The following is a 14833-nucleotide window of genomic DNA, read 5'->3' as shown; positions in this document are numbered from 1 at the left end:
TTTACTTTATGCGAAAATTAAGTTTTTTTGTCAGTCTATTACAATTTGTTCGATAAGATGTAAGATAATTACTAATAAAAGAAGTTAAGAATTGTTTTTAAGGAAATAATCTGATTGAATTTGCTCGTTTTTGCCATCTTGAAATTTAGTCATGCTAAACCACTGATGAATAGAGTAACTCCCAGTTTCTCCTTTTTTATTTACAGCAATATAACCAACTTGAAAATCTTTATAGTTACTGTTGGGTTTACTTACAATTCTACTAATGGCTTCCTCACAAGCTTGTTGAGGTGATTTGCCTTGTCGCATCAGTTCTACAACCAAAAAACTCCCAACTGTTTTCACAACTTCTTCTCCGAGACCTGTAGCTACACAACCTCCAATTTCATTGTCTATGAATAATCCTGAACCGATAATTGGGGAATCTCCAACACGACCTTGCATTTTGTAGGCCAATCCACTTGTTGTACAAGCTCCTGAGATGTCACCATTTTTGTCAATGGCTAGCATACCAATGGTGTCATGGTTTTCAATATTGATTATAGGTTTATATTCTGATTCCACTTTCCACACTTCCCAGGCTTTTTTAGAGCTCTCGGTAAGTAAATCTTCAGCTTCAAAACCATTTGATAAAGCAAATTGCTTAGCTCCTTCACCAGCAAGCATTACATGTGGTGTATCTTCCATTACTTTTCTGGCTACGGAAACGGCATGTGTAATGTCTTTTAGGAATACAACCGACCCACAATTACCATCCTTGTCCATAATACAAGCATCCAAAGTAACGTTCCCATCTCTGTCTGGCAGACCACCTTTGCCTACTGAGCTGTTTTTTATGTCAGCTTCTTCAACCATACAACCTTGCTCAACAGCGTCTAAAGCTGTTCCTCCAGATTGCAATATTTCCATAGCTTTTGCTGTGGCATTTTCCACATACCAAGTCGCAATCACTAAAGGCAATGATGCTTTTTGAGTTGTAGAAATAGGAGTTGTATTGTTCTCTTTTTTAGAAGTGTCTTCACAACTCAATAGCGAATTTGTAACGGCTAATCCGGCACTTGTTAATGCTGCACTTTTTATGAATTTTCTACGTTGCACAATTTTAGTTTTTTAATATTCAACACCTTGTTTATCTAAAACTGTCTTAGTTCTAAAAGCGTAAAACAGAAGATAGGCAAAACAGGCTACAGCCATCCAATACGATGATTGAATTGAAAATACATCTGCTAATTTACCTTGCACAGGCGGAATAATGGCTCCACCTAAAATCATCATTATTAAGAATGAAGAACCTTGAGAGGTGTATTTTCCTAACCCAGCAATACTTAATGTAAAAATACAAGGCCACATTATAGAGCAAAATAAACCACCAGATAAGAAAGCAAATAAAGCTACATTTCCAGAAGAGAACAAACCAATTAACATTGCTATAACTCCTAAGAGACTAAAAAGTTTTAAGGTTTGAACAGGATTGTCTTTTGCTAAGAAAAAACCTCCAATTTGAACGGCTATACAAACAGCAAAAAATAAAATTTCATCAGAACTGAAGCTGTACTTTATAGAATTGACAAGTATGATGACACCAAAAGCAATGTAAGGTACAATGATAAGCAGGGCTTTTTTAAGCCCTTTACTTGGATTAAAAACCGTGATAGCACCAACCCAACGACCAATCATTAATCCACCCCAATACAATGAAATATATGAACCGAGTTGAGAATCGTTAAGAGCAGGAAGACCAAGCATATTTAAACCTGAATTTTCGATTTCTTGTTTTAAAAGTTCCCCTAAATTACTTCCTACAGTAACTTCAACACCAACGTATGTAAAGATTGCAAGCATACCTAAGACCAATTGTGGATACTTCATAGCACCCCAACCCTCTGGCTTTTTTGATGCGCTAGTATATGCGTAAAACACTGCAACAACGACAGAAATTAGGGCAATAAATAATAAAATCAACCTTAGTCGTTCTAATTCTTCGTTAGTATCATTTTTTCCAACATACGAACCAATTACATATCCTATACATCCCAGAACGACGATTGTCAATAAAATAAGTAAGTTTCTGGCTTTATTAGCGGGTTCAAAAGCGGTTTCAGATTTTAAGGCTGGTAATTTTTTAGAGAAATAGAATAATGCTGCTGCAGCTAAAAATAATCCGCCAACTCCAAGGTAGAGTTGTTGTACTGTCATTAGCGTAATTTCATTATTGGCAATCATTGAAGCCAATTCATCAGAGCTCCAACTTGCAGAACCAAAAATGACTAAACTTACCACAACAGGACCTATAGTTGTTCCAAAGGAATTAATTCCACCAGCTAAATTCAAACGATGCGAGCCAGTCTTTGGGTCACCAAGTGCGATAGCAAATGGGTTGGCAGCCGTTTGTTGCAATGAGAATCCTAAGGCAACAATAAAATAAGCAATAAGAACCAAGTAGAATACTCCAGTTTGACCTTGTTCGGCGCCAGCAGTTACAGGATACATTACAAAAGCACCGACGGCTGAAAGCAATAAACCGTAGATAATCCCATTTTTGTAGCCCCAATTATTCATAATGTCTTTTTTGATAGAACCAGACAGAATGAATAATAACAAAGCACCAATATAATATGCTCCATAAAAGGCAAAATCTACCAATTGCGATTGAAACTGGTCAATGTTAAAATACGTTTTACAAAAAGGAATAAATACACTGTTAGATGCAGCAATAAATCCCCAGAAAAAGAAAACGGTGACTAAGGTTGCTAAAGCCGATTTGTTGTTTTGATTGCTCATATAGTTTTTGTTAGTTAGATTCTAGTTCTTGACCAAATTGTAATCTGTAACCATTGTTGTCAAAAATAGCAAACTCTCGCATGCCATATTCAAAATTCTCAATAGGATAGCAGATATCAGCTCGGTCTTTAAGTATTTGCCATATTACATTAATATCATCCACATAGATGTACAATCCACCAGTAAAAACGGGTTTTGGAAATTTATCTTCGTAAAAACGTAAGATAGCATTATTTCTACATCATCCTTTTTTAAAAACGCCCAATTATTGGCATCTCTGCTAATACATTTAAAGTCTAAAAACGATTCATAAAACGCAATGGTTTTATCCATACTCTCGACTTCTAATGTTGAAACTAACGAGTTAAAGGCCATTTTTATTTTAACTTTTTAGAGTATATGCGACATTTAATAGAGTGATCTATAAAATAACTACTTTCATAATATTCGTTAGGTATATTATCATTGAAATCTTCTTCAGTTTTTTCTTGATATTTTCTCCGGCATTTCAAAAACTTTTCGAAATCTATACCCTCATCGATATAGGAATTGCGATCTTCTTCATAAACCTCATTAAATAAAGCTATTGATTCGCTATCCCATTTTTTTTGAGCAGGAACAAAAATGTCATCGAAGTAGAGTTCAATTATTTTTTGTGTCGTTTTAATCCCAAATAATCTTTCGTTATATAAATCATTATATGGCATATACTTCCATTTTTTGGATTCTTCTGTCCAATAGGTTAGAATGTATCCTCTTGATTTAGTAGTTAAAACCTCAAAATTGTCTTCAGAATATTTGGTAAGTTCACTGTCTAAAAATGCTTTGTAATCTTTTAAATAAAAATTGTTTGCATTTCCTTGTATTTTTAATGAACTGGTATATTCAACAATTTTAAAAAACACATCATTTATTTCTCTAGTAGAACTGATTTTTTCAATTAGTATGTCTTGAGAAATAATGTCCCCTTCTTTAAAAAAAGTAGAATTAATAATATTTCTTACACTATCTAAATGTTTATATAGTTTCTCCTTTGGTACCGAATCTTTAACTTTTGAAGGAATACTTTCAAAATAGTCGTTATTTGTGAAATTACCTTTTGCTAAATTGACAATTTTAGTTTTCTCACTTTGTAAATTATAGGTGGGTTTACAAGAAAAAAAACATAGGATTATAAATAAAAAGACTAAAGATTTTTTCATTATTTATCTTATCGAAATTTCATCAGCAAAAATCCAACTTCTACCATCCATTGGATAGCCTAAATGCCATTCAGGTAGCTCTCCTAATTTCTTGGCAATTATTTTTACATGTTTATATTCTGCTGTTGGAATTTTAAACTCAACAGTTTTAATTTCAATTTCATTATTTCTGTCTCGCGTGTTTATCTTTTGCGATGGTAAAGCTTTATAGTTTATACCATCTTTTGAAACGAAGCATTGCACTTCTGTTGGGTAAAAAATCCACGCACCTTGATCTTGTAAAAAGTTCACAGAAATAGTATTGATAGCTTTTTGCCTTCCTAGATCAACTGTTGCTACCAAATCTGTATTATGGTAACCTTGCCAACTGCCTGTTCTGTAGTTTTTGGTGCTACGAATACCGTCAATTAGTGCATCGTTTCCACCAGCAGAATACTGGTTGGCAAATTCACTTTCTAAAGAGATACTTAAGTTTGGATCAATCTTATAAAATGGTGTGGATAATACATTACTTGAATTTCCATAACCATCTGAAGCATACATTCTAATATTAGAAGGCTGAGATATTGTGAATGGATTTCTATAAACTTTAAAATCAGAACCATCAATACTATAAAATATCTCAGTGGCAGATGATACAATTCCTAGGGAAACTTTAGTTGAATCTCTAAAAGTGATATCGCCTTTTTCAATAAATGGTGACGGTAAAATAATATGATCTGTTATTTCGATTTTTGGTTCTTGTCCAATTTTAGTACCCCAATTCGTTGGACTATCCGTCATAAAAAACTCTAGGTTTCCACCTGAAACAACTTTATCGTGATTTAGATAAGTGATATCTAAATCTTCTCCGTTAAGTTTTGCAGATTCAATATAAATATTGGTATCACTAAGATGATGAGCGGTAATATTAAACTGCTTTCCGTTTTCTAGATTAATGGTTGCTTTGTCAAAAAGAGGTGTTCCTATGACATACTCATTACTTCCAGGAGCTACAGGGTAAAACCCTAAGGAACTCAACACATACCAAGCGCTCATTTGTCCACAATCTTCATTTCCAGAAACTCCATCAGGATCGTTTTTATAGAGTTCGGTTAAAATTTGATGAACTTTCTCTTGCGTTTTGTGTGGCTTGTTTACAAAATTGTAGAGGTAAGCCATATGATGACTTGGTTCGTTACCATGAGCATATTGGCCGATTAATCCTGTGATATCAGCTTGATGTCTTCCAGAAGTTTCAGCGTTTGCAGAGAATAACTGGTCAAGTTGTGACTCTAAAGCGTCTTTTCCGCCGAGCAAATCCATAAAGCCAGAAATATCCTGAGGAACATAAAAACTATACTGCCATGAATTAGCTTCGGTATAGTTAAAATTGACTTCATAAGGATCAAAAGGAGTGAACCAAGTATTTCTAAAACGACCACGCATAAATTTACTTTCAGGATCGTAAACATTCTTGTAATATTGCGCACGTTGAATATAGGTTTTATAATCGTCGTCCTTGTTCATCGCTTTTGCCATCTGTGCAATCGTCCAATCATCATAAGCATATTCCAAAGTTTTGGAAACCGATTCGCTTTCTTCATCAACAGGAATAAAACCATATTTTTTATAAGATTCTAACCCGAATTTATCACGAGTAGCTGAATGTTTCATAGCCTCAAAAGCTTTTTCGGTATCATAATTTCTGATGCCTTTTAAATAGGCGTCGGCAACAACAGGAACGGCATGATAACCAATCATACAGTCAGTATAATTTCCTGATAAATCCCACATTGGCATAATCCCACCTTCATCATATTTTGCTAAAAACGTATTGATGAAATCATTGGTTTTGTCCTGTTCTATAATAGTGTAAAGTGGATGAGCCGCTCTATACGTATCCCAAAGTGAAAATACTGTGTAATAATCGAAATCTTTAGTTTCGTGAATTTCTAAATCCATACCTCTATAGCGACCATCAACATCTTGATAGATATTTGGTGCAATCATAGTATGGTAAAGTGCAGAGTAGAAATTGGTTTTCTTGTCTAAGTCATCACTTTCTATGACAATTTTTTCAAGTTGAGATTCCCATTCTTGTTGTGCTTCTTGCTTTACGGTTTCAAAATCTTTGGTTAAAACTTCAACTTCCAAATTTTTATAAGCACCAGCTTCATCAACGGCAGAAATTCCTGCTTTAATGATGATTGGTTCGTTGTTTGGGTTTTCAAATTGAATGATGGCCTTTTTACTTTCAAACTTGTAATTTTTACTTACAGCCACACCTTCGCCGTCATCATAAACAATTTCTTTTATTGGATGTGAAAACTTAATATGATAGAACAAACGCTGATCTTTAGCCCAAGCTGAAGAATGTCTAAGTCCATTGATTTCAGTATCATTCAGCTTATTAATTTTATAGTCTAATAATTTGTCGCGATGATCTAGATCCAAAACCACATACTGATTTTCAGCTGAAGGAAATTGATATTTATGAATACCACTTCGTTTAGAAACTGTCAGTTCAACATCAATATTTGTTGAATCTAAGTACACTTTATAGTAGCCAGGTTTAGCACTTTCATTCTCGTGTGAAAAGTGAGCTCGGTAACCCGATTTTCCATCAGATCCATTGTTAAAATTCACTTTATCAGTAGGCATTAAAAGCACATCTCCATAGTCACTTATACCTGTACCGCTTAAGTGTGTATGTGAAAATCCGTAGATATATTCATCTGTGTAATGATAGCCAGAGCAACCGTCCCAACCTTCTAAACGTGTGTCTGGACTCAACTGCATCATCCCAAAAGGCATTGTTGCGCCAGGATAGGTGTGACCGTGGCCACCAGTACCAATAAATGTATTGACGTAATTGGTTAATGGTTGATCTTTTTGTGCAGGTTTTAGATTTGTGGTTTCGCTACACCCAAATAAAAGTAGGATAGCAGTACATGCGGAAATAAACTTAAGATGTTTCAAAAGAATACTAGTTTTTAATGCAACTAATATACTAAAATGCCAAGCAAGAATGTAGTTCTTGTTTTTAATTATGATTACTGCTTGTGCTTAAATAAGTTAACTGATTTATTATCTTGAAATAAGATGAGGTTAAGAGATTAAGTTGAGAAAACCATTTGTCTTTACTTATTGATCATTAAACGACTGAAAAATCCATCCCAGCGATTTTCACCAGTTTACGTCTTCAAAGTGACCGACATTTGAATTCAGTTAAATTTTTAGTCATGAAAAAAATACTATTCATACCATTGCTTTCCTTTTTTGTTTTGTCTTCATGTAGTAAGGACTTGGAAAGCATAGAAAACGATTCGTCTGATTCAATAGGTAATGTTATTTCAGAGCTTAACATTCCTGCAGATTTTAATTTTGTTACCACTTCGGAAATAGAAATTGAAGTTGAGGTAAAAAGTGTCACAGATCAAGCTTTATCAGGTGTTAAGGTTAGCTTTTTTACAAAACATCCAGATTCTGGTGGAACATATTTATCTTCTGGATTGACCAATTCAACAGGTGTGCTAAATACTAAAATTCAAGTGCCAACATATTTAGAAAATTTATTCGTTCAAGTTCATAGTGTAGGTTTTGCAAATCAAAAAACCGAAGTTGTATCACCAAATATGAGCCTAACTTTTGGAGGAATTCCAGAAGAAAGGTCAGATGAATATCATAACAGAAATTCAAACAACGCTATTCCGATATCTGACAATTATTACTATATGGGAAGTTATAATACAGGAGGAACAATGGGATTGCCTCATTATCTTGAATCTGAAAGTGATAATTTAAGTCAAGAGTTTTTAGACGGAGTGAATGCTTCTCTTCCAGAAAACAAACCTGTTCCAGATTTTAATCCAGAATACTTAACTTCAGGAAACGAACTTGATGTTGTAGTAACAGATCTGAGCGATGTTTGGGTCACTTTTGTGACTGAAGGTGCAGGCTATAAAAATGCTTTAGGTTATTATGTTTTTGATACCCAAAACCCACCTGCGAATCCAAGTGAAATAGATTCCATTTATGTGGTCTTACCTAATGCTTCATTGGCTTATTCAGGTGGTGAACTTTATGCTGGTGATAAAGTCAGACTAGGAACTTTTCAAGCAGGAAAAACCATTTCTTGGGTACTTTTTCAAAATGCATGGACAGGATCTGGTACAAATGTAAATACGACTAAATTTTATTCTCGATCAGATTTCAATACTGTGGAAAGCGACCCAAATATGCGGCAACATACCGTTCAGCTAGCGGATTTTGGAAACCAACGTTTATTAAATGGTTTTGAAGATCAAACACGATCTCAGGGTAGTGATAATGATTTTAACGATTTAATATTTTATGTTTCGGCCAATCCATGGGAAGCTATTGAAATAGGAAGTATTCCACAAGTAACTCCGAGTACGGATAATGATGGAGATGGGGTTTCAAATGAAAGTGATGATTTTCCAGATGATCCATTAAGAGCGATCAGAAACACATACACAGGCTCTTTAGCTTTTGAAGACCTATGGCCAGCTCAAGGCGACTACGATTTTAATGATATGGTCATTGACTATGAAATAGATCACATTCTTAACGGAAACAATCTTCTGGTCGATATAGAAGCGGATTGGAATGTTAAGGCGGTTTTTGCAAGTTTTAATAATGGTTTTGGTGTACAGTTAAAGAATCTTCCATCTAACAATGTAGCGAGTGTAAGTGGTTTACACCTAACTAATAATATTATTACTGTTAACGGAAACAATACTGAGACAAATCAAGACAAAGCAACTATGATATTCTTTGACAGTGTAGTTGATGTTATTCAAACATCTCCAGATAATGTTGTGAGCTCAATAATTAGTTTTAATAATCCAGTCTCACAAAATCTAACAGGATATCCACCTTATAACTCATTCATTTTCGTAAACGGAGATCGAAGTAAAGAAATCCATTTACCAGGACATCAGCCCACAAATCTTGCCGATGAGCAATTATTAGGTACGTCTTATGATGCTAGCAATTCGGCAAATGGTTATTATTACAAAACCTCAAATGGCTTGCCATGGGCTATCAATATATCAGAGTCGTTTGACTTTCCTGATGAAGGATATCCTATTAACGAAGCTTATCATTTCTTTTCAAATTGGGCCACGAGTGGTGGTAATATTCACAAAGATTGGTATAGAGATCTCCCTTCTAATAGGGACGCAAGTAAAATTCATTAACTGTTCATAATTTGGTTAAGTTTGGGTCTCGGATGTTGCTTTTTAACATTCGGGACTTTTTTGGTTAAAAAGATTTCATATGATGGAGTCGATTTGTGATTAGTGTAAAAAATTAAACTGAAGTTTTGATGACCTTAAAATAGATTCCTAATTTTAAGCAGTTAAAACACCAAAATGCATATCAAGAAATTAATAAGTCTTTTTATTCTGTCGTTAATATTTGTGAATTGCAATGAGAATTCAATTCAAACTATTCAACCGCAGATTATACCAATTCCAGATTCCGTAGAATTAACCGATTCTTTTTTTACTATTGACGAAAGTACAGGAATAACTTACGATGACAACTTTAAAGTTAGTGCTCAATTTTTAAAAGATTTTATTGAAAGCGGAAGTTCAATACATCTGAAAGAAGGAACCGATATTAAATTTAAGCTGGATGAAAATTTAAAGCCTGAAGCTTATCATTTAACGGTTTCAAAAGAAGGAATAACAATTAAAGCATCAACGGATCAAGGTGCGTTTTATGCTGTGCAAAGCTTAAGGCAAATAATGCCTGTTGATCTGGAAAATGATACGTTCTCAAAAAATGAAATCAATATTCAAGCTGTAACTATAAGAGATCAACCACAGTTTAAATATCGTGGTATGCATCTCGATGTGGCAAGGCATATGTTTTCTGTTGATTTTATCAAAAAGTACATTGACGCTTTAGTTTTGTTGAAGATGAATACATTTCATTGGCATCTTACAGACGACCAAGGTTGGCGAATTGAGATTAAAAAATATCCAAAATTGCAAGAGGTTTCAGCATACAGAGATGAAACTTTGGTAGGACATTACAGTGACCAACCACATCAGTTTGATGGTAAACGATATGGAGGTTACTACACGCAAGAGGAAGTTAAGGCTGTTGTTCAGTATGCTAAAGCGCGGTTTGTTACTGTAATTCCAGAAATAGAAATGCCAGGTCACGCACAAGCTGCCATTGCCGCTTATCCAGAGCTAGGTTGTACAGACGAACCCGTTGAGGTTGCCAAAAAATGGGGAGTTTTTGAAGAGATTTATTGTCCAAACCAAAAAACCTTTGCGTTTTTAGAGGATGTTTTGGATGAGGTTTTAGAACTGTTTCCGAGCAAATATATTCACATAGGAGGAGATGAAGCTCCTAAAACACGTTGGAAAAATTGTGAACATTGTCAAAAGCTGATTAAGAAAGAAGGCTTAAAAGACGAACACCATCTGCAAAGCTATTTCATTACCAAAATGGAAGCCTATCTCAACTCAAAAGGGAGACAAATCATTGGTTGGGACGAAATTTTAGAAGGTGGTTTGGCACCCAATGCAACGGTAATGTCTTGGCGAGGTACGAATGGAGCAGTTGAAGCTGCAAAATCTGGACATAATGTGGTTATGACTCCAACATCACATTGCTATTTTGATTATTACCAATCTGAAAATGAGGATGAACCTTTGGCTATTGGAGGTTTTTTACCGTTGGAAAAAGTGTATGGTTTTAATCCAATTCCAGAAGAATTAACAATAGAAGAATCAAAATATGTTTTAGGTGCTCAAGGCAATATTTGGACAGAATATATTCCAACTGAAAAACATCTTGAATATATGACATTTCCGAGAATGTTGGCGTTGAGTGAAGTGGTTTGGTCTCAACCTCAACATAAGAATTACAAGGATTTTGTTTCGAGGTTAGAAAACTTTCATCAGCGTTTAAATGCTTTAGATATTAACTATGCCAATCATCTTTATGAAATTGAAGGCGATTTAATTTCAGATGAAGGCAAGTCGTATTATGAATTAAAAACTCTCACAGAAGGCAAGAGTGTTCGTTATACTTTAGATGGAAGCGAACCTACCATAAATTCAAAAGTTTACGAATCTAAAATTCCGATTACCGAAAGTTCAACAATCAAAGCTGCTGTATATAATGATGAAAAACAATTAGGTAAAACCTTCACACAATACATTAATTACCACAAAGCAGTTGGAGCAAAAATTACGATTGATAAACAACCACACAAAGCCTACTCTGGTAGTGGAGCAGAAGGTTTAATAAATGGTATTTCAGGAAGTGATTCACGCTATGGAGATAAAGAGTGGTTAGGGTTTTGGGGAGAAGACATTGAGATTACTATTGATTTTAAAGAGCCAATAAAAATTGATTCAATAGAAACAAGATTTTATGATGGTAATGGGCAATGGATATATACACCAGAACACATAGCAATTAGAATTATTTTTGATAATGATGAAGTTATAGCAAATAAATTTTTACCAGAAAGTTCGGGGAATCCAAACTTGAAGAACGTGTTTTGGGAACAATCAATCTTATCCAATAGACCAATAAAAAGAGTAAAGTTACTTGTTCCAAACTACGGCATAATCCCAGAGGGTAAACAAGGTGCTGGCAACAAAGCTTGGACCTTTATTGATGAGATCATTGTAAATTAATATGAAACTAGAAATCTGCGCCAACTCATACCAATCAGCAAAAAATGCTTGCGACGCAGGAGCACATCGCATAGAATTGTGTCAAGAACTCTCGGTTGGTGGCATTACACCATCTTACGGTTTATTGAAAAAAGTAATTGAAGAGTTAGATATTCCGGTTTTTGTATTGATACGTCCTCGAAGTGGCAATTTTGTGTATTCTGATGATGAATTTCAAATCATGAAAAACGATATTCAAGTCTGTAAAGATTTAGGTTGCAAAGGCATCGTTTCCGGTATATTGAAACCTGATGACACTATAGATGTTGAACGAACAAAAATTTTGATAGACCTTGCCAAACCTTTGTCATTTACATTCCATCGTGCTTTTGATGAGGTTAAAAACCCAAAAGAAGCCTTATTACAACTTATAGAACTTGGTGCTAATCGTGTGCTGACTTCAGGTAAAAAAACAACCGCAGAAGAAGGCTTAGATCTTTTAAAAGAATTGAATGTTTTAGCCAAAAATAGAATCACAATTTTAGCAGGAGGAGGAATCACTTCAAAAAATGCAAACTTGTTTAAAGAAGCAGGATTAACTGAAATTCACGCTTCTGCATCTTCAACAAAGAAACAGGATGATGGTATGTTTTCTGTGCCAATAACCTTTTCAGACCCAATGAAAATAAAAGCCATTTTAGATGCGATATAGTCTACTGTTGTTAATAATTATCTGTTTTAGCTGTCAACCAAAACACGATTTACCAACTACGATAAATCTCAATGAAAATTGGCTGTTCAAAAAAGTAACAGATACTGTGTGGCATTCGGCTACGGTTCCAGGAAATGTGTTTTCAGACTTGTTGCATCATCAACTTATTGAAGATTCATTTATTGGTAATAATGAAGAAAAAGTACAATGGGTTTCAGAAACCGATTGGGAATACAAAACCACTTTTTCATTAAGTGAAGACTTGCTCGAAAAGAAACATTTTGAGCTCAATTTTGAAGGTTTAGATACGTATGCTTCGGTTTATTTGAATGATAGTCTCATTTTAAAAGCCAACAACGCATTCAGAAAATGGGAATTAGATGTAAAATCACTTTTAAAACTTGAAAATGAGTTGCGACTAGTTTTTGAAAGTACCTCTAAATATGAAGCAGAAGCACAAGAAAAATCATCTTATGAGCTACCGGAAGGCGAGCGTATTTTTACTAGAAAAGCACAATTTCAATATGGCTGGGATTGGGGACCAAAATTGAACACAAGCGGTATTTGGAGGCCGATAAAGTTAGTGGCTTGGAATGAAGTTTATCTGAAAAAAGAGAATACATATGTTGTACAAAGTCAGCTTACAGATTCTTTAGCTGATTTTAATATTTTACTTGAAGATTACCCATCAACAGAATACTCTTACGAGATTTATGTTAATGATAAACTTAATCAGTCGTATGAAAGGTTGCCTTCAGATATGACAGGCCTTGTCTCATTTCAAATTAAAAATCCAAAACTTTGGTGGCCACATAATCTAGGTGAACCATACTTATACGATATTAAGGTTGTAGTAAAAGAAGGTATAAAAATTTTAGATAGCATTTCAACAAAGTATGGCATTCGTGATATTGAGTTGGTTACAGAGAAAGATAGTATTGGAGAATCCTTCTATTTTAAAGTCAATGATGTTCCTGTTTATGCCAAAGGTGCTAATTATATTCCACAGCACAGTTTTCAAAATGAAGTAAACAATGAAGATTATGAAAGACTCTTAAGTGATGTTGTAGATGCCAATATGAATATGCTCAGAGTTTGGGGAGGCGGTATTTATGAAGACGATAAGTTTTATGACTTGTGCGATGAAAAAGGTATTTTGGTTTGGCAAGATTTTATGTTTGCCTGTGCAATGTATCCTGGCGACACGGAGTTTTTAGATAATGTTGCTAAAGAAGCTGAGCAGAATGTAAAAAGGTTACGAAATCATCCATCTATTGCACTTTGGTGCGGTAATAACGAAAGCTCTGAAGGTTGGAATCGTTGGGGCTGGCAAGCCGACAGAAGTGAAAAAGAGAAAGAAGACATATGGAACAATTATCTAAGGCTTTTTGACAGTATGCTTCCAAAAGCTGTGAATCAATATTCAAATACCAGTTACTGGCAAACGTCGCCAAAATATGGAAGAGGCAATCCGTTGTACAAGTCAGAAGGCGATGCTCACGATTGGTGGATTTGGCACGATGGTTATACTTTTGAGCATTTGGAAGAGAATGTGCCACGATTTATGAGTGAATTTGGGTTTCAGTCGTTTCCGAGTTACGAGGTCATTCAATTCATAAATCAAAAGGATAGTGTGGATATTACTTCCGAAGGGTTTAAAAATCATCAAAAACATTCCAGAGGATTTCAAATAATAGACGATTATATGCAGCGCGATTTTCCAGTGCCTGACTCAGCAGAAGATTATGTATATATAAGCCAGTTGTTGCAAGCTTATGGCATTACTAAAGGTATTGAAGCACAAAGAAGAGCAAAACCTTATAATATGGGCTCGTTGTATTGGCAACTCAATGATTGCTGGCCTGCAGTTTCTTGGAGTAGTATCGATTATTTTGGGAATTGGAAAGCTTTGCATTATAAAGCCAAAAGAAGTTTTGAGGATGTTTTAATCTCTTCAAAGGTTGAAAATGATATTTTAAAAACTTGGATTGTTAATGATAAATTAGATAAGATAACAGGTCAGTTGACTTTGAGATTAATGAAATTTTCAGGAGAAGTTATTTGGTTTAATGAAGAGCAAATATCGGTCGAGCCACTTTCAAGTGAAGTGAAGTTTCAGTTAGATTTAAAAAACTTAGACTTCAATAAAGGCGAAACTGTTTTAGTTTCAACTTTCAATGGTGAATCATCATTTTTCTACTTTGTGAAGCCTAAAGATTTGAAATTAAATCAAGCCAAAATTCAAAAAATAGTCACTAAAACTAATGATGGTTTTTCCATAGAGTTGTATTCATCAACACTTCAAAAAGATGTGTTTTTGTATACAGATGCTAAAGGTGATTTTTCTGACAATTTCTTTGATTTAATGCCTAATGAACCAAAAACTATTCAATTCCAAACGAAATCAAAAAGCTTAGACAGCCTACAAATCAAAACCTTTAACACTTTCATAAGATAACTAGAATGGCATATGCGTAAATTTGTCT

At 34.5% G+C, this 14833-nt stretch carries 10 protein-coding genes; 4 read left to right on the top strand and 6 right to left on the bottom strand.

The window, feature by feature from the left end; translation table 11 throughout:
- Positions 1-84: 84 nt before the first annotated feature.
- The 6 genes from AC2H4K_RS05875 to AC2H4K_RS05850 are packed head-to-tail and all read right to left on the bottom strand — an operon-like array spanning position 85 to position 6944.
- A complete protein-coding gene (locus AC2H4K_RS05875) occupies positions 85-1098 on the bottom strand; it encodes an isoaspartyl peptidase/L-asparaginase family protein (RefSeq protein ID WP_281140340.1) in 1014 nt (337 codons plus the stop codon).
- Positions 1099-1110: 12 nt separating this feature from the next.
- Positions 1111-2781: an MFS transporter gene (locus tag AC2H4K_RS05870; protein WP_281140339.1), complete on the bottom strand. Its 1671-nt coding sequence runs from the start codon at positions 2779-2781 to the stop codon at positions 1111-1113.
- 10 nt (positions 2782-2791) lie between these two features.
- Positions 2792-2944, bottom strand: coding sequence for a VOC family protein (locus AC2H4K_RS05865; protein ID WP_493742973.1), 153 nt, complete (start codon positions 2942-2944; stop codon positions 2792-2794).
- Entirely contained in the window at positions 2926-3156 is a 231-nt protein-coding gene (locus AC2H4K_RS05860; protein WP_281140338.1) for a VOC family protein, read from the bottom strand. Before AC2H4K_RS05860 ends, AC2H4K_RS05865 begins: the two co-directional genes overlap by 19 nt.
- A gap of 2 nt (positions 3157-3158) precedes the next feature.
- On the bottom strand, positions 3159-3983 hold the full coding sequence (locus AC2H4K_RS05855) for a hypothetical protein (protein WP_281140337.1): 825 nt from the start codon (positions 3981-3983) through the stop codon (positions 3159-3161).
- Positions 3984-3986: 3 nt separating this feature from the next.
- Positions 3987-6944, bottom strand: a complete 2958-nt coding sequence (locus AC2H4K_RS05850; RefSeq protein WP_281140336.1) for a GH92 family glycosyl hydrolase — start codon at positions 6942-6944, stop codon at positions 3987-3989.
- A gap of 263 nt (positions 6945-7207) precedes the next feature.
- Between AC2H4K_RS05850 and AC2H4K_RS05845 the strand changes: the two genes are divergently transcribed.
- From AC2H4K_RS05845 to AC2H4K_RS05830, 4 genes are all read left to right on the top strand, one after another.
- A complete protein-coding gene (locus AC2H4K_RS05845; protein ID WP_281140335.1) occupies positions 7208-9187 on the top strand; it encodes an LruC domain-containing protein in 1980 nt (659 codons plus the stop codon).
- A 174-nt stretch (positions 9188-9361) separates the two neighbouring features.
- Positions 9362-11656 (top strand): beta-N-acetylhexosaminidase, encoded by a 2295-nt coding sequence (locus AC2H4K_RS05840; RefSeq protein WP_281140334.1) that lies wholly within the window; start codon positions 9362-9364, stop codon positions 11654-11656.
- 1 nt (position 11657) lies between these two features.
- A complete protein-coding gene (locus tag AC2H4K_RS05835) occupies positions 11658-12347 on the top strand; it encodes a copper homeostasis protein CutC (RefSeq protein WP_281140333.1) in 690 nt (229 codons plus the stop codon).
- Complete coding sequence (locus tag AC2H4K_RS05830) at positions 12337-14805, top strand: beta-mannosidase (RefSeq protein WP_281140332.1); 2469 nt, start codon at positions 12337-12339, stop codon at positions 14803-14805. The genes AC2H4K_RS05835 and AC2H4K_RS05830 overlap by 11 nt, the downstream gene beginning before the upstream one ends.
- The last annotated feature ends 28 nt before the right edge of the window (positions 14806-14833 follow it).

It is taken from the genome of Winogradskyella sp. 266wxhm (assembly GCF_058964685.1).
Note: the sequence above shows the minus strand (reverse complement) of the source record. Positions and strands in the feature narration are given on the sequence as shown.

What these genes read in the sequence shown, in the direction of transcription:
- AC2H4K_RS05870 (WP_281140339.1), bottom strand. Translation starts at nt 2,781, where the DNA reads ATGAGCAATCAAAACAACAAATCGGCTTTAGCAACCTTAGTCACCGTT.
- AC2H4K_RS05860 (WP_281140338.1), bottom strand. Translation starts at nt 3,156, where the DNA reads ATGGCCTTTAACTCGTTAGTTTCAACATTAGAAGTCGAGAGTATGGAT.
- AC2H4K_RS05855 (WP_281140337.1), bottom strand. Translation starts at nt 3,983, where the DNA reads ATGAAAAAATCTTTAGTCTTTTTATTTATAATCCTATGTTTTTTTTCT.
- AC2H4K_RS05845 (WP_281140335.1), top strand. Translation starts at nt 7,208, where the DNA reads ATGAAAAAAATACTATTCATACCATTGCTTTCCTTTTTTGTTTTGTCT.
- AC2H4K_RS05840 (WP_281140334.1), top strand. Translation starts at nt 9,362, where the DNA reads ATGCATATCAAGAAATTAATAAGTCTTTTTATTCTGTCGTTAATATTT.
- AC2H4K_RS05835 (WP_281140333.1), top strand. Translation starts at nt 11,658, where the DNA reads ATGAAACTAGAAATCTGCGCCAACTCATACCAATCAGCAAAAAATGCT.
- AC2H4K_RS05830 (WP_281140332.1), top strand. Translation starts at nt 12,337, where the DNA reads ATGCGATATAGTCTACTGTTGTTAATAATTATCTGTTTTAGCTGTCAA.